Genomic DNA, 26,553 nt, shown 5'->3' on the forward strand with positions numbered 1-26,553 from the left:
CATGTTTTATACAAAATTAATATTTAGAAGGTAAATTGTCTTTAATTTTTATAGATATCTATTAGTAGAAATATTTAAATTAAATTTTAACCCTTATTATAAATATAAGGGCTTTATTATAAAATTTAAAATTAATTGTTGACAGTAGAATTTGGTATTGAAAATTGATATCATTATGTATAAACCTAAACAATCTTATTTAATTTAATTTTTTTATTTTAAATACTTATTTTAAATACAAAGGATGAAAACAATGAAAGAAACTAAACTTGAAATTAATGGACGTATTTTGACAGAGCAAGAAGCATTAAGATATCAAAAAATACAAGATTTATATAAACAAAATTATGATATTTATGGGCGTAATTGAGAAAGAAATTATAATTGTGAAACTTTAAATAGTGAATTTAGAAATAAAAATAAAGAAGAGTTAGCAAAATTTGTTGCTAATTTACCTAATCATCAAATTAAAATGGCGGGTAGATTAATGACAAAAAGAGAAATGGGAAAGGGTTCAATTTTTGCTCATTTGCAAGATCAAACAGGTAAATTTCAAATTTATTTAAAACCAGAATATATTAATCAAAAAAAATTTGAATGATTTGCAGAATATGCAGATTTAGGCGATTTTTTTGGTATTAAAGGTAAGGTTATGAAAACCAATAAAGGAGAACTAACAGTTCAAATCTATGATATTGTAATGTTATCAAAAGCACTTAGACCTTTACCAGATAAATTTCATGGTTTAACAGATATTGAAGAACGTTATCGACGAAGATATGTAGATTTAATTATTAATCAAGAAACTAAAAAGACATTTTTACAACGTACACAAATTATTAATGAATTAAGAAGTTTTTTAAATAATAAAGGTTATTTAGAAGTTGAAACACCTATTTTACAAGAAGTATATGGTGGTGCTGCTGCTAAACCTTTTATCACTCATCATAATACATTAAAAACCGATTTATATTTACGGATTGCTACTGAATTACATTTAAAAAAATTAATAGTTGGTGGTTTTGAAAAAGTTTATGAAATTGGTAGATTATTTCGTAATGAAGGTATGAGTAAAAAACATAATCCAGAATTTACAACTATTGAAATTTATGTTGCCTATCAAGATATGAAATATATGATGGATTTAACAGAGTCTTGTATAAAACATTTAATTAATATAGTGCATAATAAATTAATATTAGAATATGATGAAAATATATTAAATTTTGAAAAATCATGAACAAAAATTAGTATGATTGATTCAATTAAAAAAGCTATGATCAAAGATGAAGAGTTTACTAAAATTTTTCAAGAAATTAGTGATATGATTTTAAAATATCATAATATTGAAGATGATAATATTAGAAATATTGAAAAAAACAAAACATTTAAACTTATATTAAAACTTGCAAAAAGTTATAAACTTCATATTCCAGATCATTATAATAGTACTGGTCATATTATTAATTTATTTTTTGAATCTTTTGTTGAAGAAACTTTAATTCAACCTACTTTTATTTTTGATTATCCAATTGAAATTTCACTACTTGCTAAATTAAATAAAAATAGTAAAGAGTTTACTGATCGTTTTGAATTATTTATTGCTGGTAGAGAATATGCAAATGCTTATTCGGAACTAAATGATTCTTTGCAACAATATAATCGTTTTGAAGAGCAAGTAAAAGAAAAAAATAGCGGTAATGATGAAGCAGCAACTATGGATTTAGACTTTGTTGAAGCATTGGAGTATGGTATGCCACCAACAGGTGGATTGGGAATTGGTATTGATCGTTTGGTCATGTTAATAACTGGCCAAAATAGTATTAAAGATGTATTATTATTTCCGCATATGAAACCTAGAACTGAAAAATAATTTTTGTGATAAATTTTTATTATATAAACATATAATAGTAATTTATCTTTTTTCAAAAAAAAGATAAATTAATTAGTTATAATCAAGATAGTTCTTTAGAATAAGGAGCGTTTTATTGTTATTAACACAAAAGATTGAAAAATATAAGTTTTCAAACCAATTGTTTTTAAATAAAACAATTGGTTTTTTTATTTTATAAATAAAATTTAGGAGAATAAGATTTATGCCTTGATTTAATGAATTAATAAAAAAATTTAGAAATTATCCTTTAACTGATGAAAATTTAGACGAAGTTGTTGAAACTTTTAAGAATTTTTTTAAAGAATACAATGAAAAAGATAACTTTTTTTCTAATTCAGAAGATACTGATTTTGAAAACCCAAGTACATCAGCACCATTAACTCAATTAAAAGAAAATAAAAAAACTGATTTAGATAAATTAATTAAAGAATTAAGAAATGATTTAAAATATATTTTTTTTTCTTATTTTTGAGAAAAAAAAGAAAATTTAAAATTAATTAGACAATTAGATTATTTTTTAATAGAAATTGATAGTAAAATTAAAGAACAAAATGAAGAATTATTATTCTTGGAGAAAAATAAAACATTAATTGAACAAAATAAAATTAATAAGGGTAGTAAAAATAGTACTGAGTTTACTGAAATTACAGATTATTTTAATCTTTTTAATTTTTTAAGTGAAACAATAAGTAATGATATTATTTTTTTAAAAACAATAAATTTAAATATTTTTGAAAATAAAAAAGAGTTTTTAAAAAAAACACGAGAATTAAAAATAAAAATTGATAAAGAAATTCGTACGCTATATCAAAAAAATGAGGAATTAGAAAATAAAAAAGAGAAAATTTTTGAAAATCTTTTTAAAGAAGAAGTTATGACTCAATTAATTTTATCTTTTTGAGCATTTAGAATGAAAAGTGGAGATGAATATAAATTAATTTTAAATGAAGATAAAGATTTAAAAAGTAAATTTGATAAAAATTTTGTATTTTTCTTTGAATTAATAGATGACATATTTAACCGATATATTAAAAAAATTATTAAAAATGAGGAAAGAATATACAATGATATATTTGAAAAATATAATGATCGAGAAAAAGAATTAATAAGTGAACAAGAAGAAATTATTAAAACTAAAGATAAAGCGAAAGAAAGTATAGAATTATTTAAAAAAGAATTAGAAGAAAAAAAAGAACAAATTAGAATGCATCAGAAAGAGATAGCAGAAAAAAGAAAGCAAATTGAAAATTTAGAAAAACGAAAGAAAAATATAAAAATTAAAAAAATTACTTACTTGCAAGATTTAGAAGAAAATAAAAATAATACTGAAAATCAAATATTTATTCCAAATATTTCAGATGATAAAAAAGGAAAAAAACAATATTTAAAAGAAATAGATGTAGTGATTAAAAAAAAGAATAGTGATATTAAGAAAAAGAATGATTATATTGCGGAGTTACAAGATAATATTACAAGACATGATACTGAGTTAAGTATTAATGATAAAAAAATAAAAAAAATTGAGGATAAAATTAATAAAATTGAGGATTTTTTTAAGCAAAATAAACATACGATGATGTTTGAACTTAAAAAAATAAAAGAAAAATGAATTAAAAATATTAGTAAAGATCAAAAAATATTTATTAATTTCTTAAAAGAAGTTAATAAATTAGAAAATATAGAATTTATTAAGATTATTGAAAATTATTGAGAAGAAAATGCTGTCAGCATTAAAAAATTTAATGAAAATTTTAACATTCAAAATAATTTAGAAAACATAAGAGAAGAAAAAGAAATAATAGAAAATGAATTTAAAGATGATTTCACAACTTTAGAAATTAATTTTAAATTAAAAGAAAAAGAAATAATAGAAATTGCAATTAGAGAAAAAAAGGAAAAAATTCAGGAGTCTTTAAGAACAATTAATCAATCAAAACTAGTAAGTATTGAAATCCAAACCGAAATAAATCAAGAAAATGAGAAACCTAGTTGACAATATCAAAAAATTGAAGAACAAAATAAAACCATTGAAAAACTAGAATTTCAAATAAATTATTTAGAAAAAAAATTAATTTCAATAAAGGAATTACATGAAGATGAAGTAAAATATTTATCTACAACATTGGAAAATATTAGAGATTTTTTTGCAATGGAAATTAAAAAAAATACTGAAAATTGTGATAATTTAAAAAATAGTTTAAATAAAAAAAATTTAAAAAAAGAAGAACAAAAAATTAAAAATAAATTAAATGAAGAAGAAATAAAATTAACATCTTTAAATGAATTATGAAAATTAATAAGTACTGAAATTCCAGAGTTACAGCAACCTTTATCAGAAGAATCAAAAAATGCAAGCAAACAAAAATGAGAGAATACGGGCTTAATAGAATCTCAATTACCTTTGGAAACAAAAGCAGAAATATTAAATACAATTTAAACTAATAAGATTAAATTTATTATTGTATCAAGTTTAATTTACAGAAAGAGAAAAAAATAAATTAGGAAAAAAGAGTATTTATTAATAAGAAAAATTAAAAAATAATACAAGCCATTATGAATAATAACTTAGAAAAAGTTAAATTATTAGTTAGGAATGGTGTTAGTATAAATTATGTAATTAAAGATGGTTTCACTATTTTGATGTTAACTATCAAAAATAATGATTTAGAGATAGTCAAGTATTTAATAGATAATAATGAAATCTTTATCAAGTAAATGAATATGGATATAATGCTTTAATGTTAGTTGTTTGAAATAATCATTTGGAAGTCTTTAATTTTTTTAATGAAAAATACTAACGATATTTTAGATGAAGAAATTTTAGAATAAAATAAAGACAAATTACCAACATATGAAGAAGCAATGAAATTTCAACAAAAAATTAATAAATCTGATTTTTTAAAGATGAAATATATTTGCAAAAGCAATTATCAACGATAAAAATTTAATTCCTTTTATGATAATAATAATTTTATTAAAATATTAAAATAAACATTAATATTTTAATTTTAAAAAATGTATTTTTACCTATATGAATTTCCTTTTGCTTTTTATAAAAAAATAAGTTACAATTCTTAGTGAATATTTAATTATTATTTAGTTTAAGGAGAATAACAATCAAATGCGTAAATTAATCACTTTATTTTCAACACTTAGTTTACTTTCTTCTTCTGTGAGTACTATTGTGGCTTGTGGTACTGGAGATGGTTCAAACATTGAAACAAATTTTAAAAACGAGCCATCAAACAAAGATGGTGATCCGTTAGTTGATTATGTTTATAATAAATACTATGAATATGATACTAAACTTTTATATAAACCACTTACTGCATTTATGCAACTAGCAGCAGACAAAATTAGAATTGATCGTAATGCATTAGAAGTTACAGATGCTGCTAGGGATTTTTATAATAGTGATCAATATAAATCAGGTAATTATGAGAGTATTAATTATAATGTTAATAATGATCCAAATAAAGTAATGAATGAACCATTTAGTTGTAAAGATGCAAATGGAAGTTTTTTAGTTTTTGGTTTAACTGATAATGATATATCTAAACAGCAATATTATGGTTATTGATATGTTACATATGAAACAGCAACAGAAGCAGAAAATCCTTCAAAAGTTGCTAAAACTAGTATTGTTTCACCAAAAATTACTGACTTTAAAGATGATAAAAATAAAACCATTATTAAAAAAGGTTGAATTCACTTATTCTTTATAATGAAAGATTCAAAAATGAATAAGACTTTTAAAATTAATTTTAATATTCAAATTGATGTAATTTTTAGTTTATGAGTTGATAAAAATAAAAAAGAAATAGTTGTTATTAATCCAAATACTATTGATAAAGTTTTGGGTGATGTTGATTTTCGTAACCCAGATAAAGTGGTTCATGAAAGAATAAATAACATGACTTTTTCAGAATCATAATGATAAATATTAAAATTGTTTGTATTGGTCAGTTGTCACAAACATATTGAAAATCAGCTGCCAAAGATTATTTAGAACGAATTAAAAAACGAAATAATATTGAAACAAAAAATATTATCGAGTCTAAATTAAATTCAATTCCTAGTAATATTAAAATTGAAACTAATAAAATTGCTGAATACATATCAAAGAATAATGATTATCAATGATTTTTATTAGATTTATCAGGACAATTAATAAGTAGCGAACAATTATCACAGATGATTAATAAAAATCAAATTTATCAACAAGGTAAAATTGGTTTTATTATTGGTGGTAGTAATGGTGTCGCACAAATATTAAAAGACAATATTAATTTAATTAATATTTCCTTTGGTAAAATAACATTACCTCATCAATTATGTTATGTTGTTTTATTAGAGCAAATATATCGTTCATTACAAATACTTAATAATCAAAGTTATCATAAGTAGTAGGTGAAAGAAATGTATAATAAAACTTTATTTGTTGATTCCTCATGATTAGAATTTTTTCAAGAAGAATATAAAAAAAAATATTTTACTAAATTATTAGAAGATATTAAAAAAGAATATCAGACTTATCTTTGTTATCCTCAATGAGAAGAAATATTTCAAGTTTTTAAAATAACTCCTTTATCAAAGGTTAAAGTAATAATATTAGGTCAAGATCCTTATCATCAGCCAAATCAAGCTCATGGCTTAGCATTTAGTGTTAAAACAAATACTCCATTACCACCAAGTTTAAAAAACATTTTTCAAGAACTAAAAAATGATTTAAATATTGAAAAAGATAATGATGGTAATTTAACAACTTGAGCTAAACAGGGAGTTTTGCTTTTAAATACAACTTTAACTGTTAGACAAAGTCAACCTAATAGTCATTTACAATATCAATGAGTAACTTTTACTGATCATGTTTTATCATTTTTAAATTTAAACTGTACTAATCTTGTTTTTATTTTATGAGGTAAAAATGCAAGAAATAAAAAAATGTTAATTGACACAGAAAAACATTTTATTATTGAGAGTGCACATCCTTCACCTTTAAGTGCTTATAATGGTTTTTTTAATTCAAGACCATTTAGCAAAACTAATAATTGATTGATTTCAAAAAATAAAACTCCCATTAAGTGATAAAAATAAAAAAATACTAATTTTATTATATGTATTTAAGCAAACAATATTATGATATATTTGTTAAAATTAATATAGTTTTAAATAATATTTCGGGAATGGTGGTTATTTAAATGCCCAATAATTTAATATTTAATCACATATTTTCTCAACGATATGATTTAAATACCTTAAATTTATTTAGTAGATTTACAGCTATTTATTTAATTATTACTTTAAGTAGCATAATGTTAGCATATATTTTAATGAATAGTTTTTGAAAATGATTTCGTAAAGATAAATATAAAGGTGTTCGTTTTACTACTAAAAATATTGCTTATATAACAATGTTATCTTCGGTATCAGTTGTGGCAACTATTATTGTTTCTATTACGATACCCATTACAGTATTACCACCAATTAGAATTGTTTTTGAGGGTTTAATGATTAAAATAACCGGTTATATGTTTGGTCCAATTATAGGTATTATTTGTGCTGCAGTAACAGATATTTTAGTAATGTTATTTGTTCCTTCATATATTAGCATTTATTATATGTTTTGTATTATTTTCACTGGTTTTTTGGCAGGAATTGCTGGAATATTTAAAGTAAAACTAAAAGATTATCCATGAGTTATTTTTGCTTTAATTAATTTTTTTATTATTTTCTTTGCTGGTGGTGGCATGTATATTGTTATTTCAGGTAAGCAATCATCATATTCTATGTCAGGAATTATTGTTAATAAATATGTTCTGGCTAGTATTATGGGTGGTGGTGGCATTATTGGCCTATTAAGTATTTATAGTGTTTTATTTTATTATTTATTGAAAAAAGAAATTTATAGAATTAAAGAAATTTTACCAATTATTTTATTAGCGGTAGTAGCCGAGTATGTAACAACAGTGCTTATAGCCTCCTATGCTGATATGACTTTATTTGATCCTAATGCCAAGGATTATGGAGTGACAGCAATTATGAGAATTGTGCAAGCGCCTCTTAAAATTATAATTAATTCAATTATAATTTATGTGACTTGAAGAACTGTTAATCCTTTAATTAATATTGATAATAATAATTATTAAATAAAGGATTTTAAAAATATGAATGAAAAATTTTTTAAAAAAATATCTAAATATTCAAATAAAGATTGTTTAAAAAAATTAAAAATTATTACTCCAAAGTATTTAAACAATAATATTAAGTATATTCATGTAACTGGAACAAACGGTAAAAGTTCAGTATCGCGTTTAATTTTTGCTATATTATCACAAACCTTAAAACAAAAAATTGGTATGTTTACTTCTCCCCATATTGAGTTTGTTAATGAACGAATTATTGTTAATGATAGAATGATTAGTAATCAAGATTTAGTTCGTATTAGAGACTTGATTTTTGATGATATTGAATATTATCAATTAGGTTTTTTTGGTATTTTAACTTTAATTGCATTAATTTATTTTCAAGAACAAAATGTGCAATGAGCAATAATTGAAGTTGGGATTGGTGGAAAAATTGATCCTACAAATATCATTGATGCAACATATGCTATTATCACTTCAATTGGTAAAGATCATCAAGATAGACTTGGTAAAACTACATCTGAAATATTACATCAAAAATTGAGAATAGTAAAACCAACGACAAAAAATCTTTTTATTTCAGGTAATTTAAATAATAAATTAAAAAAGCAAATCAATATGGAAGGTTATAAACCTATATATTCTCTAAGATTAATCAATCAACCATACTATCAAGAAAATAAAGAATTAGTTTTAACAGTAATTTCAAAAACATTTTTAGAAATTAATATTAAACAAGCTTTAAAAATCATTAATGATACTAATATTAGATTACGATTTGAGAAATATCAAATTAATGATAAAACTATTTATTTTGATGCTGCTCATAATATTGATGGTATTAAATCATTAATTAAAACGCTAAAAATTAATAAAATTATTCCTCAACAAATTATATTTTCTTGTTTAAAAAATAAATATCCACAAAAATTAATTAGTTGTTTAAAAAAAGTCTCAGATAATATTATTATTTGTAGTAATAGTAATTTAAATAGTATTACTGGTGAATTTTTTGATTATCAAAAAATGATTAAATGTAGCCCTCATAAAATAATTTTAATTACGGGTTCTTGTTATTTTTTAGCAGATGTTTATAATTATTTAAGAACAAAGAAAATAATTATGATACAAAAAGGTGGTAATTAAATGAATGTATTGTTATTGAATATAATTGGTGGAGTGTTAATTTTAATTATTTTTTTATTGATCACAGTTTTTGATTATAAAGATAATCAAAAAAAGATAAAGCAAATAAAATTTATTTGCTTAAGTGGAATAATGTTAGCATTAGTTGTTTCTTTAAATACAACAGGTGCTTTAATGTTAAAAAGTTTATCATTTTCTAAATATTTTGAAATTAAATTGGGTAATTTTATATTAGTTTTAATAGGTTTCTTTTGTGGTGGAATATTAGGTTTTCTTAGTGGTATTGCCAGTGATTTTTTAGGTTTATTATTTAGTACTGGTGATGCACCACCATGTTTATTTTTTACTTTTACTAGTATTTTATTATGTATATTACCTTACTATTTAGTATTAAATTTTAGTAAAATTTATTATAGTAAAAAGACATTTTATTGATATTTGCCAATTGCTTATGCTATTACTTCATTAATTATTACTGGTACTGATCCTATTGCATTAAAAATATTATTTCCTGGATTACCACCTTTATGATTAATGTATTTTCCATTAAGAGTTATAAAATATCCTATTGATTTAACGGTTAATGTTTTTTTAATTGTTACTTGTTATTCTGCATTAAAGAAAACTTTAAATTTAGAAAATCAATTTAAAAAATATTATTTTGCTACAGATCCGGAATCTTTACAATATAATAGAGTACCTGAAGAATAAACAAAAAAATAATTATTTAATTAAAATTTCTGATATTTTTTGTAACATTTTTAAAATTATCTTTTTATTGAGAACATATTAAATTAATAGCATGTTTATTTTTATTGATATAGAAATCATGTAAAATGAGTATATTAAAATATTAAAGATTAGGTGGTAAAGATATATGAAGAAATTACTAAGTAGCCTAGCAATAGTGACTTTAATTAGAGTAACAAGTATAAGTGTCGTCACTTGTGGTGGAGAAAGGATTGCACCGGTTAGAAAAACTTATTTAAATAGTTTAACTACAACAGCTAATGTTAGTATAAAAATTGATTCTATTGATAAAGTTAATGATTTTAAAATAGTATTGATTTCTCAATTAAAGTTACAATCAGGATTTAGCAATTTAGAAATAAGTGATGTTGATATTACTAAATATGATGGTAGCTCTTTACAAGAAAGTGATATTGTACAAGAGATATTAAATACTAAAGTAAGTGCTAAAGAAAACTCACAAAACTTTACTGGTGAAAAAACTATAAATGTAAATATAGAAATTACAGATACAAGAACTGATTTAAATATGATTATTACCGAAAAGGAATTAGGTATTGGAATAGCAACTTTTTTTAGGACTGTTTTTTGGTAGACATTTGTGCTTGGTGTTTTATGGGGGTTAAGTAGTTTAGAGTGCTGTGGATTTTTATGTTGTTGTATCAATTGATATAATCAAATAATTCTAATTTTAATTGGATTAATGATGTAAAATTTTTATCATTATTAAACTCTGTTTTGAAAGTTTTGAAAGTTGCTTCAGCAACAGCGTTATCATAAGGACAACTTTTTTTGCTTAAAGAGCGGGTAATATTGAAGGCTAATAAAATTTTATCAATAGTTTTGTTATTAAATTCATTACCGCAATCGCTATGAAATATTTGAATATTTTTTAAACAACGATTTGAGCACATAAATGCTTGATATACTAATGATGCATCTTTTTTAGTACTACACTATGTTCAATAATTTCGCGATTGTACAGGTCGATTAATAAGCAAATATAGTTTCATTTACCATTAACTTGAACATAAGTTAAATCACTAACAATAACTTCATTTTTAAGTCTATTATTAAAGTCTCTATTAACAAGATTAGTAATTTGACTATCATTGACTTTATTATGATAATTTTTGTATGATAATTTAGTGTATTTTGATATTAAATTATGTTTATTCATAATTTTTTTAATTTTTCGTCTTGATAAATTAATTTTTTTTCTTTTAGAACAACTTTTAATCTTCTTGTTCCATAAGTTTCTTTATTTTCTTTAAAAGCACTAATAACAGTTTCATCATGAATATTATTTTGAATTTTTATTTTTTTTCTTGAAATTAAAATAATATGTTGATTTAGAGATTTTTAAAAAACGACACATTGTACGAATTTTATATTTAAGTTTATTTTTGATAATAATTTCTATTTTCTGCCTATTATTAGTGCTGCTTGCTTTAAAATATCATTTTCCATTCTTAATTGTTTTAATTCTTTTCTTAATTTAATTAATTCATTTTCTTCAACAGAACGGTTATCTTTGGTTTTAAAACTGCCTGAATTAGTAAATTGCTTAATTCAATTATAAGTAGCTGCTCTTGTAACATTGTACTCTTTAGCAAGACAAGACACTGACTTACCACTTTGATATAAAATTACTATTTGTTTTTTAAATTCATCTGAATATGAGTTAATATTGGCCATAATTATAACTCCTTTCTTTTAACTAATTTGTTCACTTGTCTACGTAATTAGTGTCCAATAAAGTGTAACCCATCCATATTATTTATATTGGTCAATTAGATAAACCAAATAAATCTGAAATTTTAAAAATTATTAAAGACAAAAATAATAAAGCAATTGTTCTAACTGAAGATGACTTTTATATTAAACAAATTATTAGTAATACAGAAATTATTATTAATGGTAAAGGTAACTATAAAAATGAAGTTACTTTATCTTGTACTATTACTAATACTAATTTTAAAAAAGTTTCTAATTGAGAAGATACTAATGGTGAAGTTCATGCTCTAACAAATATTAATGGTGTGCTTTATGTGGGGACATCAATTTTTGGTAAAGGAAATTTATATAAAAGTAATAGTGATGGCAAATTTGAATTAATGAGTAATTGAAAACAAGATAATGGTGCAATTTGAAGTTTAACAAATGTTGATAGTACACTTTATGTAGGAATAAAAAATAATAATGGTGAAGGAAAAATATATAAAAGTAAAGCTGATAAAAGTTTTGGATTGATGCTTGGTTGAGAGAATACTAATAATGCAGTTTGAAGTTTAACAAATATTAATGATACTATTTATATAGGAACAATAACTTCTACTAATAAAAGAAATTTATATATAACTGAAAAAAAATAAAAAAATAAAAATGATATCTATCAAAAATTATGAAATTTCAAATAATTAATACTTTTTTAATTATTAATGATTCTCTTTGTTAAAGAGAATTTTAAATTTAAAAAATTATTTTGTTACAGATTGATATTCTTTACAGTATAATAGAGTATATGAAAACTAAACTTTATTAAGAAGGGTTAATTAAATGATTAAAATTTATGATAGTTTTTCACAAAGATTGCAATTGCTTGCCCCTAATAAAAAGCAAGTTAATATGTATTTATGTGGTCCTACTGTTTATAACTATATTCATGTTGGCAATATTCGTGGTGTACTTGTTTTTGATGTTTTACATCGTTTATTAATTGATCAAAATTATAAAATAAATTATGTTCATAATATTACTGATATTGATGATAAAATTATTAAGAAAGCTGCGGATTTAAAAATAACAGAACAACAAGTTACTGAAAAATATACGTTAGCATATTATGAAGACTTAGAAAAATTAAATATTATTTCTCCTACAAAATTACCAAAAGTAAGTGAATATATTTCAAAGATTATTGAATTTATTAATAAATTAATTATTAAAGATTATGCATATGTTACTGCTGGTGATGTTTATTTTAAAGTTAATAAGTTAAAAGATTATGGAAGTTTGGCACATAAAAATATTGAAGATTTAATTCCAAATTTTAGAATTAAAAATTTAGTTGCTAAAGAAAATAATCTAGATTTTGCTTTGTGAAAATCAACAACAATAGGTATTAGTTGAAATAGTCCGTGAGGGAAAGGAAGACCTGGTTGACATACTGAGTGTGCTTGTTTTGTTGAGGATTTATTTAATGGTCAAACTATTGATTTACATGGTGGTGGTGTTGATTTAAAATTTCCTCATCATGAAAATGAACGAGCTCAATTTGTTGCAACTAATAATAAAAAAATGTCAAATATTTGATGACATAATGGTCATGTTAATATTGCTAATGAAAAAATGTCAAAATCTTTAAATAATTTTATTTTGGTTAAAGAATTTTGTCAGCAATATCATCCAAATGTATTGCGATATTTAATATTAAATCGTGATCATCAACAACCAATTGATTTTAATAAAGAAACAATTGAAAATGGATTAGTGTCAACAAAAAAATATGAAAATGTTTTAAAACAATGAACATATCAAATATTTATTAACAATATAATATGTAATAATAATCATCATTCAATTTATTATCAACAAATTATTAAAAATTTATCAAATAATATTGATACAACTAATAATATTACTTTAATTGAAAATATGATTAAAAAATTAAATGAAGCACTTATTAAAAAAAATTTTAATGAAGAATTTCAAGAAATTTTTTATACTTTTATTTTTGCTTTAAAAATATTAGGATTTGATTTTAAAGTTGGTAATTATTCTGAAAAAATTAAAAATAAAATTAAAATATGAGAACAACTAAAAAAGGAAAAACAATACCAAGAAGCTGATAAAATTCGTCAAGAATTAAAAGATTTGAATATTATTTAAAGGAGCAAAATTATGGCATTACAATATATTTATGGTTATCACCCTATTATTGCTGCATTATCAACATCATCATTAATAAAAATTCAAAAAGTTTTTTTAGTTCAAGATAAGTACCAAGAATTGAAAAAAGATTTAAAAAGTGTAAATATTCCTTATGAAATTATTAGTTTACAAGCAATGAATAATTTATTAGGTACTACTAAACATCAAAATATTGCTGCTAATGTTAAAGACTATCAATATTTTTCTTTTGATAAATTAATTAATATTGATTCAACATCTAAATTTTTAAGAATTTTAATTTTAGATCGTATTTCTGATCCACATAATTTTGGTTCAATGTTAAGAATTGCAGCGGGTAATGACTTTGATGGTGTAATTGTTTTAAATCGTAATCAATCTGAAATAAATGGTGCAGTTGCAAAGGCTGCAGCCGGTTCTCTAAGTATTATTCCAGTTTGTCAAGTTAATAATTTAACTTCCGCAATTAATAATTTACAAGAAAAATATAAATTTTGAATTTTGGCTGCTGCTAAAACAGCAAAAGCAATTAATTATTTTACTATTGATTGTAGTAGCAACTTAGCATTAATTATTGGTAATGAAGGTGAAGGGATAAGTCCAAAGTTATTAAAACATACCGATTATATTGTTCAAATACCAATAAGTCCAAAAATAGAATCATTTAATGCTAGCGTTGCTTGTGGTATTATTGCAAACTATATTTACGTTGAAACGTTAAAATTATCGTAAATTTTAAGAACCTATATTTTTTTTAAAAAGATAATTTTATATTTTAGGTGTAAATGTTTTTTCTTTATTTATTAGATTTGGTTCTGAATATTTTCATTTTTTTTCTTTTAAATTTTTGCATATATTTATTTGATCAATTAAATGGTTTTCTAATTCTTTACAATTGTTTTTAATATTTGTATAGTCAGAATTTATCTTATTTATTTTATTATTAATACATTTGTTTTTTTACTTTTTTCTAGTTGTTCTATTTTTGTTGTTATTTTCTTTTCTAACATTTCTTCCAAAGTTCAAATTTTTGATCTTAGTTCTAAAATATTTGAAGAAAGTAATATTATTTTGGGAGTGTTATTATTTTCATTAGTTAATTTTTCTAATTCTTTATCTTTTTATTCATTTAATTTTTTTAATTTTGATAACATTTTTTTTCATTGTAGAAGAAAAAAACTCGTTATTTTCAATATCTGTACTGTTATTACTTAAATAATGATTTTTTCTACGTTTAAATAAGTTTTTTAAAATATTTAAATACATCTGTTTCACATTTTCCTTTAAAAATAAAAAAAATCATTTACTTTTTATGAAAGTAATGAGTTAAAAAAACTTATTATTAAGTTTTATAAATATTATATATTATTATAAAATTTATTTGTTAAAGTAACTATTAACATAAAGTTGATAATAACATAAGTAGTTTATTATTCTTTAAATTAATCAAATATGTAATGTCAAAAAATTACAAAAATAATTATTTTTATGATATATTTTTAAAAAATAAGTGATTTTTATTTTTTGAAAAGAAAATGTGAATAGTATGCAACTAGTAAATTAACTGTTAATTGAAACAGTTGAAGTTGGTGATTTGGAAGCACTTAAAGTTTTATTGGCAAGTGGTGCTGCTGTTAATTATGAAGTTCAAGATGGTAATACGTCTTTAATGTTAGCTGCTGAAAATGGAAGAATTGAAATTTTTAATATTTTATTATTATAAAAAGCTCATGTTTATCATAAAAATCAAGGTGGTTTTACTGCTTTAACTTGCTCTATTAAAAATAAAAATTTAATAATAAAAACATTTAAAGAATTTCTAAAATTTAAAAATGAAATAATGATTTTTAAAGGAAATTGTTATAAAAAAATAATCTATATTATAAAGTGGATGATGATAATTGATTAGAAAAAGAAGAATCAGTAATAGATTCATTAGAATATTTGCAAAATGAAATTAAAAAATTAAATGAAAAAAATAATTCAAATATTGAAATTTTTTGACAAAATGAAGTTATTAATAGTTTAGTATTTGATGAACTAAATTATTCATTACTACATATAGCGGTAATAAATGATTTACAAAAATTAGTAACTTATTTAATTAATAAATGACCAATTGATGTTGATTATAAAGATAACTCAGGAAATTCAGCATGAAATCACGCTTGTTTACTATTACAAAAAGAAATTGCTTTGACAATTAAAAATTATGATCAGTTAACTATTGAAAATAAAATGTTTTTAAAAGATTTTTTTAGTTTATCATAAAATTTAAATCAAAATCAAGAACAGGAAATTGACAAAGTGGCTAATGAAACTAGAAGAGAAATATTTAAGTATTACATACCACAAACAGAAGTAGAAATCTTTAAAGATAAGATAAATTTGTTAGATTCATCATCAATAGTGAGTCAAAGAACTATTAAAGGTGATTATGGATTAAATATGTAATATTAAGAATTTCAAAATTTAATACTAATATATCATAAATTTAAATAATTAGTTGATCAGTAATTCATAATTAGTTTGTTATTTGAAATATTTAGGAGGATTTAATTATGAATGATAATGAATTGATTTATTTGTATTGTATTGAAAACAATGAATTTGCTTTTAATTTTTTATATAAAAAATATGAATTGAAAAATGATTTTTTTTACGAAATATTATTAAAAAGTTTTTTGCTATTCCTTTGGAAACAAATAATTTAAAATCAACTTTTTATTTTATTTTTTTAAAGGCAATTTTTAAATTTCAAGAAAGAAAAAACAAGTCATTTCAAAATTTTTTATATTATGAAGTAAAATGAGGAGTATTTACCTACATTTTCTTGTTTTTTAAATAATAATCATAAAATTATTAATTGTGCCTTAAAATATAATGATTATTTATATCAAAAAAATGATTGTGAATATACTTCATTTTTGGAATAAGTTATTAGTATTGCAAATTTTACTACTAATGAAAATGAAGTTTTAAAATTAAAGCGAAGAGGATATAATGTTCATCAAATTATGAAAAAATTAAATTTAAGCTATAAGCAAGTTGATAATGCTTGAACACGAGTAAAATTAAAATTAAAAAATAGTTACAAAAAATATATTTAATAAAAATTACTATGATAGAATTAAGACAACAATAAAATTTATATTTTAATTTTATTTTTTTAATTTTAAAATTAAAAATTAATTTATAAGTTTTATTTTTATATTTATTATTTATATAATTTAGCTGTTGCTTTGTAGTGATTTTTTAATCATTATAAAGTTTTTTTTGTGTTTTATTATCGATTTTTGGTGGTGGAAATAATGTATAAAATTGGCATTAATCAAAATGAAAAATCAAATTATAAGCAAAAACCTAATTTTAAGCAAGAAAAAAAACATTGATTTAAAATTTTTTCTTTGTTATTTGTTGTGGTTGTTTTAATTATTACTACTATGATTTCAATAATTGCAAATAATCAATGAAATAGTGCCATAAATAATAATAATTCCAACAACTGAAATCCTAATCAAGATAAAACTTGAGAAGATTATTATAAGAATAATTGTCCAACAAATAAAAAAACAAGAAAATTATCACCACATGTACTAGTGTGGAGGAAAAAATGAATTGAAATGAATTCAATAGCATATTTCAAAATGAAAACGATTGTTTGAAATATATAGCGAAGTTGAAAGTAATGAAATGTATCAGGTGTGCTTCTTCTAGTTTGAATGTTTCTGATTTGAGAAGAATAAGATGTTTGAAATGTCATCAAACATTTAGTATTCTTCATGACACCATTTTTCACAAGTCACAAACACCTTTGACATCTTGGTTTTATCTCATCTTTAGATGAATAAACACAAATCATGTTATACCATCAACAGATGTTGCAATGGAATTGGGTGTGACATATAAAACAGTTTGAAGAATGAGTCATGAAATCAGAACTAGAATTTGGAATCAAGATGCAGGGTTCATTGATGATGGCACAGCACAGATGGATGAAATGTATCTTTCACATGTAGGTTTTAAAAAACAAGGAAGATCCTTGCTGAATAAAACCTTGATTGTTGGAGTTTATGAGAAAACCAGCAACAAACTAATTGTGAAAGTATTGAAAAAAGCAGATGAGAAAAACCTTTTATGATTTGCATTGAAACACATTTCTACTGGGTGTTGTCTATTTACGGATTATTGGAAGGGATATGGAAGTTTCAAAAACTTCTATCACAAACATGAAATCGTAAATCATGAAGTTGGGTATGTGTCATCAACAGGTGTAAACACAAACCAGATTGAATCTGCATGAAAACACATCCCACGAACTTTTCGAACACACATAAAAGTTTCAAAACACAATATTCATTTATATGCAAATGAAGCTGCATATAAATTCAATAAGATACCTAGTTTTGAAACTATAATTTTGTGTTTGATTTAGATACATGTGGTGATAATTTCCTAGATAGGGTTTTATCTCCATTTATGTGATAAAATTTAAAAATAGTACATAAAGGGATAAAAGCCAAAAATAATTTGATAGATTACAAGGATAAATTAAATAATATTAGTTTAATATCTACTGATAAAAAACTAAAAAATTTTTATCTTAGTAATTTATTAAAAAAGATTGATAATGTGTTACAAACAAATAAAATAAATATTCCTAATAATTTTTTTTACATTTACCAGTAAATACAACTATTAATATTAAAATTAATGATGAAAATGCACTTAAAAATAATTTTTCAATAAAAATACCATCTTATAAAGAAAAAATAAAACAGTTTAAAATTGAAATGAGTGTTAATCAATTTGGTAGTAATTATGGTTTGTTTCCTTGTGACTTAAATTTCAATTTTAGTTTTGAAAATGATGTTATTCCGGAAAAATTTAATATTTTTGATTTAGACAATAGAATTACAATTCCATCACAAACAGTAGTAATGTCAGATGCTACAAAAGGAACTAAAAATGAAATAGAATCTCAAGTTAATAAAATTATTGAAGAGAAATTTTTAGAAGAAATTAATAAAGAAAAATCATTATCTGTTATTAAAACAGTATTGGAAAATGATGAAAGTGTAATTAATCAATTAATAACCATTGAAGATAATACTAATGTTAGCAAAGTGGATATTGATAATCATATTGCTTTCCTTGTTAGTAAAAAAATAAATGAGTTTGGTAAGCAAAAATGACATCAAGATTTTAATGATCAAGATTATATTATTACTAGTAATGGATTACTGGAAATTATCAAAAACCAAAATCTATAATAGTAACAATTGTTGGTAAAAATCAATTGCAAGATACTATCGAGTTTTCAATAAATATTCAATGTCAAAATAAAGAACCAAATGAAAAAAACTTTTAAAAATAACAATTTTAATGTTAAAGATTTAAATTCTATTGAATTATATCCAAATGTTCTTCCTAGTGGTGTAATATATCCAATTACTTTTAAAGATAATTCTATTTCACTTATTTCACTATTATTTCAAGAAGTTATTAATGATATTAATAATTTTTCTCCTACTAATGACATTAATTTAGAAATGAATATAGGAATTAATATTGATGGCGATAACTATCAAATTAATTTTCAAAAGACAATTAATTTTGATATCATAAAAAAGATAAATAATATTGAACTTGTTAGTTTTTTTGAACAAAATGATAAATATCATCATTTAAAAAACATTGGTATCATTATTAAATATGATGATGATAAAGAATATAAAATGCTTCAATCCTTGGACGTTAATATTAAAAATAATAAGGCTTTTATCCCTTTATGTACTATTTTTAAATTTTATCACATAAATGGAGATAAAAGCCTATCTAGGAAATTATCCCCACATGTACTAGTTTGGAGGAAAAAATGAATTGAAATGAATTCAATAGCATATTTCAAAATGAAAACGATTGTTTGAAATATATAGCGAAGTTGAAAGTAATGAAATGTATCAGGTGTGCTTCTTCTAGTTTGAATGTTTCTGATTTGAGAAGAATAAGATGTTTGAAATGTCATCAAACATTTAGTATTCTTCATGACACCATTTTTCACAAGTCACAAACACCTTTGACATCTTGGTTTTATTTCATCTTTAGATGAATAAACACAAAGCATGGTATACCATCAACAGATGTTGCAAGGGAATTGGGTGTGACATATAAAACAGTTTGAAGAATGAGTCATGAAATCAGAACTAGAATTTGGAATCAAGATGCAGGGTTCATTGATGATGGCACAGCACAGATGGATGAAATTTATCTTTCATATGTAGGTTTTAAAAAACAAGGAAGATCCTTGCTGAATAAAACCTTGATTGTTGGAGTTTATGAGAAAACCAGCAACAAACTAATTGTGAAAGTATTGAAAAAATCAGATGAGAAAAACCTTTTATGATTTGCATTGAAACACATTTCTACTGGGTTTTGTCTATTTACGGATTCTTGGAAGGGATATGGAAGTTTCAAAAACTTCTATCATAAACATGAAATCGTAAATCATGAAGTTGGGTATGTGTCATCAACAGGTGTAAACACAAACCAGATTGAATCTGCATGAAAACACATCCGACGAACTTTCCGAACACACATAAAAGTTTCAAAACACAATATTCATTTATATGCAAAAGAAGCTGCATATAAATTCAATAAGATACCTAGTTTTGAAACTATAATTTTGTGTTTGATTTAGATACATGCGGGGATAATTTCCATTGATAATCCAAGTTTAGAACCTTATGTAAAAGATATTTATATTGAGAATTTTAAATTAACTTATAACCCTGAAAAGATAAATAAAGATGTTATTAATGAGTTTGATAAAGAAATTGCTGCTATTAATTATAAATAAGAACAATTAATAAGTACTAATGATTTGCAAATTTTTCAAAAACAAAACTTGAGCAAAATATCAATAACAGCTTATATTTCAAATAAAAAGTCTAAAAGTAATTTTGCTTTTATTCGTGAATTTGGTGGTGCTAATACTCATATATCATTAACTGGAACAAAAGGTATTATTTATGCAATTAAGAACTATGATAATTTAAGTGAAACATTGGTATTATATTATATTGCTCAATCTCATTCAAAAAATAGTAGGGGAATTTGTCTTGACTTTGTTAAACAATTTATTACTAAAAGTAGTTTAAAAAATAATGAGAGCACTGCATAAAAAATTTCTGAAAATATTTAGAATAATATAATTGATAGTCCAAATTTAGAATCTGTTATTAATAATTTTTCAATTCAAAATAATAGTAAAAAGATAAGTATTAGATATTTAGTTGACAGTACTGGTAACATTATTATCGTTGGATATTTACAATATGATAGCAAAAATTTGGATACTAATAATAATTTAACATTAAGTCATAGTTTTCCAAAAGATGGAGGAAAACTAATAGATTATAATCCAGAAATAACTACGCTTTTAAAATGAAGTGATTATGCTGATTCATGAAATAATTTTATGTTTTTATATCCAACAATTTTTGCTAATTCGACAGACAGTATAACTTATAGTGTTATGGATAATACAACAACAATTAAAAGTAATGAACTAAACTTTAATACCAAAAAAATTCAAGACAAAGATAATCAATTACCAGTTTGACGAGTAGTAAATCAGCCACCTGCAGGTCATAAATCACAAGGATTAGTTATTTATATATTTATGTGACATGATGAAAACACTATATATCAACAACTTAGAAGTAGTTCTATATCTCGTGCTTTTGATATTGGACCATCTTTCTCAATAAATATTAGTAAGTGAACGATTAGTAATATTATTAATGAATAATTATGTATCATCTTATCAATAAAATTAAAAATTTAATTTAAAACTACTTTAACTATGAAAGGAATAAATAAAATAAAAATAAATAAAGAAGAAACATGAAAAGAAGTACAAAAAGCGTTGAATAATCTTCATGGTCCAGTTAGAGCAGGAGCATTAAGTGCACAAAATTGAAGTAATACGACAACAGTAGTTCTACTAACAATAGCAGGACTTAAGTCTGTTACTAGGGATAGTAATATTGAAAAACGTTACCAATTAATTAAAAGTGGAGTAGCTGATATATTATATGCTGCATTTGGTGGTTGAGTTATTTGACAAGCGTATAATTTAAATGAAACTGGTGGTAGTACAACTACCGAGCCAAATTTACCCACTTTTCCTACTTTACCACCAAATAATGAAAGACTTTATTCTGAAATTGCTGAACAATTAACAGAAGATGCTGTAAGTAATGAATTAACTCCAGAAATGATTTCTATTGCATTAAATAAATTATTTACTGGTACAAATGGATTAGTTAAAGTGATTAGTGGAATATCAGGTTTTGATTTATATAAAATTCAAAAAGTAACAAAAACTATTGAATACTTAAAATCACTTACTACTTTTGCAACTGCAGGCATTAATTTTACAAATGGTAATATTGTGGGAGGAAATTTAATGTCAATTTCAGCAATGATGGATGTTATTCATACATATTTTTCTACAATGAGTAAATCTAATACTTCAAATAGTAAAGAAGAAATTATTATTAAAATTATTAATGAAAGAAAAAAACACATTACAAAAAGTTTTTCTTTATATAAAGGTATTTTGAATAATAAAGATTTAAAGGAAATATATGAGTATTTAGAAAAAAATAATTGAGATAAATTCGAAATGAGACATTCAGATAAAACAATTCCTAGTTTTGTTAAACTCGGAAAAATAAAAGATTGAAGACCAACATTAACAATGTTTAAAGAATGAATAGATAATTATACTCCCTAAAATAAAAAGGTAGAATTAGTAACAGAGATTGAAGATAATAGTCAACAAGAAAGAATAAAGTTAAAAATTCCTGATTATGAGTTTGAGCCGGAATTTGTTACAAATGCAAATAATGATATGTCAGAAGTTATCATAGAACCCAATGAAAGACAACCACTTTTAGGAAGTATTAATAGTTAATTAAAATTATTTTTTATTTATTATTTTATTTTTTCTTGTACAATTATTTTAGAAATGATAAATTTTAAAGAAAGATTAAAAATTTAACTTTGTTTTTAAAATAAAAATATTTTAAAATTGACACTTATTTTAAATAATAATATAATTAAAAATGGTTAAATTTTCTAGGTGAATTTAATGAACAAAAAAATAATTTTAATTTGTACTGTGTGTTTAAATCGTAATTATCATACATACAAAAATAAGATTAAATATAAAGAGCGTATGGAACTAAAAAAATATTGTGAACATTGTCAAAAACATACTTTACATAAAGAATCACGTTAGGAGAAATTTTCATGAGTGCAGAAGACAAATCAAAAGAAAAACCAAAAATTAATCCTGAAAAATTGGCTCTTTTAAAAAGTAAATTTAATATTTTACGTAAAATTAAACCTTTAAGAACAAAAAGAACTTCTGAAGGAAAACCAAGTTTTGATCCACGAACAGCCGATAAAAATAAAAAGGTTAATATTAGCGAAATTTGAGAAAAAGAACGTAAAAATCGTACGCCTGAAGAACGTTTTTATTATAAAAAAGAAGCGAGAACTTATCATAAATATTTTTTCTTATACTTATCAAGAGAAATCAGAAGAACTCGTTGAACACCAAGAAAACAATTAAATAATAAATTTATTACAACAGTATTATTTATTGCTGTTTTAGCACTATTCTTTTATGGAATTGAGCAGTTATTACTATTTGTATTACCTTTATTAAAAATAATGTAAAAAATGGAGATGCCAAAAAATGAGCGAAATAATAAAAAAAGAAACCCCTTTAGTGAAAACTACATCATTAAAAGAAACACATAAACATAGAATTGAGCAAGCACAATGATATATTGTTAATTGTAACAAAGGTCATGAAGATAAAGTTGCTGCTGATTTGAAAAATAAAATTGAAAAAAAATTAAATTTAAAAGATAATATTTTTCAAGTTAGGGTTGTTAAAGAAGCAATACCAGATAAAGATAAAAAAATAACTGAAAAAAATATTTTTCCTGGTTATATTTTTATTCATATGATTTTAACCGAAGATACTTGATATGATATTCGTAATACAACAGGGATTAATGGTTTTATTGGTTCTAGTGGTAAAGGTGTACCACCGACTCCGCTTTCTACTAAAGAAGTTAATGAAATGTTATATCGTAATTCTAAAAATTCATCACAACCTAAAGTTAAAGAGACAAAAAAAAATATTCGTGATTTTGAGTTAAATGATTTTGTTCATATTACTTCTGGTGCTTTACAAGGCCGAGAAGGACAAGTTATTAAATTAGATGAAGATAAGGGTGTTGCAACAGTTTCTGTTGATATGTTTGGTCGTCAAACCGAAATTAAAGTAGAATATGATAGTTGTAAAAAAATTAAAGTTTAGTTTAAATTATTTAATTTTTATGTAAAATAAAATGGCTTTTATCCCTTTATGTACTATTTTTAAATTTTATCACATAAATGAAGATAAAAGCCTATCTAGGAAATTATCCCCACATGTATCTAAATCAAACACAAAATTATAGTTTCAAAACTAGGTATCTTATTGAATTTATATGCAGCTTCTTTTGCATATAAATGAATATTGTGTTTTGAAACTTTTATGTGTGTTCGAAAAGTTCGTCGGATGTGTTTTCATGCAGATTCAATCTGGTTTGTGTTTACACCTGTTGATGACACATACCCAACTTCATGATTTACGATTTCATGTTTGTGATAGAAGTTTTTGAAACTTCCATATCCCTTCCAATAATCCGTAAATAGACAACACCCAGTAGAAATGTGTTTCAATGCAAATCATAAAAGATTTTTCTCATCTGCTTTTTTCAATACTTTCACAATTATTTTGTTGCTGGTTTTATCATAAACTCCAACAATCAAGGTTTTATTCAACAAGGAAGATCCTTGTTTTTTAAAACCTACATGTGAAAGATAAATTTCATCCATCTGTGCTGTGCCATCATCAATGAACCCTGCATCTTTATTCCAAATTCTAGTTATGATTTCATGACACCATTTTTCAAACTGTTTTATATGTCACACCCAATTCCCTTGCAACATCTATTGATAGTATACCATGCTTTGTGTTTATTCATCTAAAGATGAGATAAAACCAAGATGTCAAAGGTGTTTGTGACTTGTGAAAAATGGTGTCATGAAGAATAATAAATGTTTGATGATATTTCAAACATCTTATTCTTCTCAAATCAGAAACATTCAAACTAGAAGAAGCACACCTGGTACATTTCATTACTTTCAACTTCGCTATATATTTCAAACAATCGTTTTCATTTTGAAATATGCTATTGAATTCATTTCAATTCATTTTTTCCTCCACACTAGTACATGTGGGGATAATTTCCAATAAAATTAAAATATATTTGACTACTAATTATAATGATGTTATTATTTGTAAAGTACTATTTATATATATAAATAGTACTTTAATTATGTTTAAACTTGTGGAAGATTTATTCGTTTGGACCACAGTGAGAATCCATTTAGGAGGAGTTGCTCATGGCATATAAAAAAAATATTAATCGTGAAGGTATTATTCAATTACCAGCTGGTAGTGCCAAACCAGGTGCTAGTTTAGCATCATTCGGTATTGATATGCCACGTTTTTGTAGAGAATTTAACGATAAAACCAAAGATCAAAAAGATGATGTTAATCCAGTTCCAATTCCAGTTTTTATTACAGCATATAAAGATAAAACTTTTGACTTTAAAATAAAAACTGCACCAACAACATTTCTTTTAAAAAGAACATTGAAACTTGAAAAAGGTTCATCAAATGCTAAATTAACAAAAGTAGGAACACTTACTATTGCTCAAATCACAGAAATTGCTCAAATTAAATTACCTGATTTAAATGCTTATTCTTTAGAAGATGCAATTAAAATTGTTGCAGGAACAGCCAAGAATATGGGTATTACTGTTGAAGATGGAAAGCAAGGTGTTTAATGTGAATAGAAGTAAAAGATATCTTGCAGTTGCAAAATTAGTTGATAACACTAAAGTTTATCCAATTGATCGTGCTTTAGAATTAGCTAAACAAACTTCATCATTAAAATTTGATGCAACAGTTGAAGCAGCATTTCGTTTAAATGTTGATCCAAGACATGCTGATCAAATGTTACGTGGTTCTATTGTTTTACCAGCAGGGACCGGAAAAACACAACGTGTTTTAGTAATAACTACTACTAAACAAAAAGAGGCAATGGAAAGTCAAACTGATTTTGTTGGTGGTAAAGAAATGATTGAAAAAATTCAAAAAGGTTGATTTGATTTTGATGTTATTATTGCAACACCCGAAATGATGGGTGAATTAGGAAAAATTGGTAGAGTATTAGGACCAAAAGGGTTAATGCCTACAGCAAAACTAGGAACAGTAACAATGGATGTTCAAAAAGCAATAGCTGATATTCGTAAAGGTAAAGTTGAATATCGTGTTGATAAACAAGGTAATATTCATGTTATTATTGGTAAAGTATCATTTGCACAAGAAGGGTTAAAAGATAATTATTTAGCAATTCTTAACACTTTAAGAAAAGTTAAACCCGCAGCAGTTAAGGGTGCTTATATTAAAAATATAAGTATTACTACAGCAATGGGCCCTGGTATTAAAGTATTAATTGAAGAATAATATAATAATATAGAAAAAATCATTAGTACTTTTACTAA

Annotated in this window: 32 protein-coding genes and 1 pseudogene; 30 read left to right on the forward strand and 3 right to left on the reverse strand. The window is 23.2% G+C overall.

The window, feature by feature from the left end; translation table 4 throughout:
- Positions 1-253: 253 nt before the first annotated feature.
- From AC6I4F_RS00315 to AC6I4F_RS00360, 10 genes are all read left to right on the forward strand, one after another.
- Positions 254-1,873 carry a lysine--tRNA ligase gene (locus tag AC6I4F_RS00315; RefSeq protein WP_497873849.1) on the forward strand — a complete coding sequence of 540 codons (1,620 nt, stop codon included), beginning with the start codon at positions 254-256 and terminating at the stop codon, positions 1,871-1,873.
- Between the two features lie 223 nt (positions 1,874-2,096).
- The gene (locus AC6I4F_RS00320) at positions 2,097-4,331 is read left to right on the forward strand and encodes a hypothetical protein (RefSeq protein WP_497873850.1); all 2,235 of its coding nucleotides are present in this window, start codon (positions 2,097-2,099) and stop codon (positions 4,329-4,331) included.
- 116 nt (positions 4,332-4,447) lie between these two features.
- Positions 4,448-4,609 carry an ankyrin repeat domain-containing protein gene (locus tag AC6I4F_RS00325; RefSeq protein WP_497873851.1) on the forward strand — a complete coding sequence of 54 codons (162 nt, stop codon included), beginning with the start codon at positions 4,448-4,450 and terminating at the stop codon, positions 4,607-4,609.
- A gap of 406 nt (positions 4,610-5,015) precedes the next feature.
- Positions 5,016-5,828 carry a hypothetical protein gene (locus AC6I4F_RS00330; protein WP_497873852.1) on the forward strand — a complete coding sequence of 271 codons (813 nt, stop codon included), beginning with the start codon at positions 5,016-5,018 and terminating at the stop codon, positions 5,826-5,828.
- Positions 5,828-6,301, forward strand: a complete 474-nt coding sequence (locus tag AC6I4F_RS00335; protein ID WP_497873853.1) for a 23S rRNA (pseudouridine(1915)-N(3))-methyltransferase RlmH — start codon at positions 5,828-5,830, stop codon at positions 6,299-6,301. Before AC6I4F_RS00330 ends, AC6I4F_RS00335 begins: the two co-directional genes overlap by 1 nt.
- A 12-nt stretch (positions 6,302-6,313) precedes the next feature.
- Positions 6,314-6,985 (forward strand): uracil-DNA glycosylase, encoded by a 672-nt coding sequence (locus AC6I4F_RS00340; RefSeq protein ID WP_497873854.1) that lies wholly within the window; start codon positions 6,314-6,316, stop codon positions 6,983-6,985.
- A 110-nt stretch (positions 6,986-7,095) separates the two neighbouring features.
- Positions 7,096-8,043 (forward strand): hypothetical protein, encoded by a 948-nt coding sequence (locus AC6I4F_RS00345; protein WP_497873855.1) that lies wholly within the window; start codon positions 7,096-7,098, stop codon positions 8,041-8,043.
- Positions 8,044-8,061: 18 nt separating this feature from the next.
- Positions 8,062-9,186 (forward strand): Mur ligase family protein, encoded by a 1,125-nt coding sequence (locus tag AC6I4F_RS00350; protein ID WP_497873856.1) that lies wholly within the window; start codon positions 8,062-8,064, stop codon positions 9,184-9,186.
- Entirely contained in the window at positions 9,187-9,897 is a 711-nt protein-coding gene (locus AC6I4F_RS00355; RefSeq protein ID WP_497873857.1) for an ECF transporter S component family protein, read from the forward strand.
- Between the two features lie 166 nt (positions 9,898-10,063).
- Positions 10,064-10,531: a hypothetical protein gene (locus AC6I4F_RS00360; protein WP_497873858.1), complete on the forward strand. Its 468-nt coding sequence runs from the start codon at positions 10,064-10,066 to the stop codon at positions 10,529-10,531.
- On the opposite strand, the pseudogene AC6I4F_RS00365 reads toward AC6I4F_RS00360, so the two are convergent.
- Positions 10,512-11,634: pseudogene (locus AC6I4F_RS00365) on the reverse strand (IS3 family transposase). The gene AC6I4F_RS00360 and the pseudogene AC6I4F_RS00365 sit on opposite strands and share 20 nt — an antisense overlap.
- 353 nt (positions 11,635-11,987) lie before the next feature.
- On the opposite strand from AC6I4F_RS00365, the gene AC6I4F_RS00370 reads away from it, so the two are divergent.
- The 18 genes from AC6I4F_RS00370 (at position 11,988) to nusG (ending at position 24,253) form a co-directional block, all read left to right on the forward strand.
- Complete coding sequence (locus AC6I4F_RS00370) at positions 11,988-12,311, forward strand: hypothetical protein (protein WP_497873859.1); 324 nt, start codon at positions 11,988-11,990, stop codon at positions 12,309-12,311.
- A gap of 184 nt (positions 12,312-12,495) precedes the next feature.
- Positions 12,496-13,827: a cysteine--tRNA ligase gene (gene cysS / locus AC6I4F_RS00375; RefSeq protein WP_497873860.1), complete on the forward strand. Its 1,332-nt coding sequence runs from the start codon at positions 12,496-12,498 to the stop codon at positions 13,825-13,827.
- A 12-nt stretch (positions 13,828-13,839) separates the two neighbouring features.
- The gene (gene rlmB, locus AC6I4F_RS00380) at positions 13,840-14,580 is read left to right on the forward strand and encodes a 23S rRNA (guanosine(2251)-2'-O)-methyltransferase RlmB (RefSeq protein WP_497873861.1); all 741 of its coding nucleotides are present in this window, start codon (positions 13,840-13,842) and stop codon (positions 14,578-14,580) included.
- Between the two features lie 838 nt (positions 14,581-15,418).
- The gene (locus tag AC6I4F_RS00385) at positions 15,419-15,571 is read left to right on the forward strand and encodes an ankyrin repeat domain-containing protein (RefSeq protein WP_497874633.1); all 153 of its coding nucleotides are present in this window, start codon (positions 15,419-15,421) and stop codon (positions 15,569-15,571) included.
- 164 nt (positions 15,572-15,735) lie between these two features.
- Positions 15,736-16,119, forward strand: a complete 384-nt coding sequence (locus AC6I4F_RS00390; protein WP_497873862.1) for a hypothetical protein — start codon at positions 15,736-15,738, stop codon at positions 16,117-16,119.
- 36 nt (positions 16,120-16,155) lie between these two features.
- Positions 16,156-16,302: a hypothetical protein gene (locus tag AC6I4F_RS00395; protein WP_497873863.1), complete on the forward strand. Its 147-nt coding sequence runs from the start codon at positions 16,156-16,158 to the stop codon at positions 16,300-16,302.
- A 107-nt stretch (positions 16,303-16,409) separates the two neighbouring features.
- Positions 16,410-16,562, forward strand: coding sequence for a hypothetical protein (locus tag AC6I4F_RS00400; RefSeq protein WP_497873864.1), 153 nt, complete (start codon positions 16,410-16,412; stop codon positions 16,560-16,562).
- Between the two features lie 597 nt (positions 16,563-17,159).
- Positions 17,160-17,522, forward strand: coding sequence for a hypothetical protein (locus AC6I4F_RS00405; RefSeq protein ID WP_497873865.1), 363 nt, complete (start codon positions 17,160-17,162; stop codon positions 17,520-17,522).
- On the forward strand, positions 17,462-18,283 hold the full coding sequence (locus tag AC6I4F_RS00410) for an IS1595 family transposase (RefSeq protein WP_497873866.1): 822 nt from the start codon (positions 17,462-17,464) through the stop codon (positions 18,281-18,283). Before AC6I4F_RS00405 ends, AC6I4F_RS00410 begins: the two co-directional genes overlap by 61 nt.
- Before the next feature lie 358 nt (positions 18,284-18,641).
- Positions 18,642-19,121: a hypothetical protein gene (locus AC6I4F_RS00415; protein WP_497873867.1), complete on the forward strand. Its 480-nt coding sequence runs from the start codon at positions 18,642-18,644 to the stop codon at positions 19,119-19,121.
- A gap of 81 nt (positions 19,122-19,202) precedes the next feature.
- Positions 19,203-19,787 carry a hypothetical protein gene (locus AC6I4F_RS00420; protein ID WP_497873868.1) on the forward strand — a complete coding sequence of 195 codons (585 nt, stop codon included), beginning with the start codon at positions 19,203-19,205 and terminating at the stop codon, positions 19,785-19,787.
- Positions 19,727-20,548 carry an IS1595 family transposase gene (locus AC6I4F_RS00425; protein WP_497873869.1) on the forward strand — a complete coding sequence of 274 codons (822 nt, stop codon included), beginning with the start codon at positions 19,727-19,729 and terminating at the stop codon, positions 20,546-20,548. Before AC6I4F_RS00420 ends, AC6I4F_RS00425 begins: the two co-directional genes overlap by 61 nt.
- 207 nt (positions 20,549-20,755) lie before the next feature.
- Positions 20,756-21,031, forward strand: coding sequence for a hypothetical protein (locus AC6I4F_RS00430; protein ID WP_497873870.1), 276 nt, complete (start codon positions 20,756-20,758; stop codon positions 21,029-21,031).
- Between the two features lie 168 nt (positions 21,032-21,199).
- Entirely contained in the window at positions 21,200-21,661 is a 462-nt protein-coding gene (locus AC6I4F_RS00435; protein WP_497873871.1) for a hypothetical protein, read from the forward strand.
- Between the two features lie 54 nt (positions 21,662-21,715).
- Complete coding sequence (locus tag AC6I4F_RS00440) at positions 21,716-22,651, forward strand: hypothetical protein (RefSeq protein ID WP_497873872.1); 936 nt, start codon at positions 21,716-21,718, stop codon at positions 22,649-22,651.
- A 357-nt stretch (positions 22,652-23,008) separates the two neighbouring features.
- Positions 23,009-23,158, forward strand: coding sequence for a 50S ribosomal protein L33 (gene rpmG / locus AC6I4F_RS00445; protein ID WP_286641767.1), 150 nt, complete (start codon positions 23,009-23,011; stop codon positions 23,156-23,158).
- A gap of 11 nt (positions 23,159-23,169) precedes the next feature.
- Complete coding sequence (secE, locus tag AC6I4F_RS00450) at positions 23,170-23,601, forward strand: preprotein translocase subunit SecE (protein WP_174481440.1); 432 nt, start codon at positions 23,170-23,172, stop codon at positions 23,599-23,601.
- Between the two features lie 19 nt (positions 23,602-23,620).
- Positions 23,621-24,253 carry a transcription termination/antitermination protein NusG gene (gene nusG, locus AC6I4F_RS00455; RefSeq protein WP_497873873.1) on the forward strand — a complete coding sequence of 211 codons (633 nt, stop codon included), beginning with the start codon at positions 23,621-23,623 and terminating at the stop codon, positions 24,251-24,253.
- Between the two features lie 119 nt (positions 24,254-24,372).
- Here nusG and AC6I4F_RS00460 read toward each other — a convergent pair whose 3' ends face one another.
- Positions 24,373-24,930 (reverse strand): IS1595 family transposase, encoded by a 558-nt coding sequence (locus AC6I4F_RS00460; protein ID WP_497873874.1) that lies wholly within the window; start codon positions 24,928-24,930, stop codon positions 24,373-24,375.
- Entirely contained in the window at positions 24,863-25,234 is a 372-nt protein-coding gene (locus AC6I4F_RS00465) for a transposase (RefSeq protein ID WP_497873875.1), read from the reverse strand. The genes AC6I4F_RS00460 and AC6I4F_RS00465 overlap by 68 nt, the downstream gene beginning before the upstream one ends.
- A gap of 152 nt (positions 25,235-25,386) precedes the next feature.
- Between AC6I4F_RS00465 and rplK the strand changes: the two genes are divergently transcribed.
- Positions 25,387-25,833 carry a 50S ribosomal protein L11 gene (gene rplK / locus AC6I4F_RS00470; protein ID WP_497873876.1) on the forward strand — a complete coding sequence of 149 codons (447 nt, stop codon included), beginning with the start codon at positions 25,387-25,389 and terminating at the stop codon, positions 25,831-25,833.
- A 1-nt stretch (position 25,834) separates the two neighbouring features.
- Positions 25,835-26,515 (forward strand): 50S ribosomal protein L1, encoded by a 681-nt coding sequence (gene rplA / locus AC6I4F_RS00475; protein ID WP_497873877.1) that lies wholly within the window; start codon positions 25,835-25,837, stop codon positions 26,513-26,515.
- The last annotated feature ends 38 nt before the right edge of the window (positions 26,516-26,553 follow it).

The organism is Spiroplasma ixodetis, from assembly GCF_059729505.1.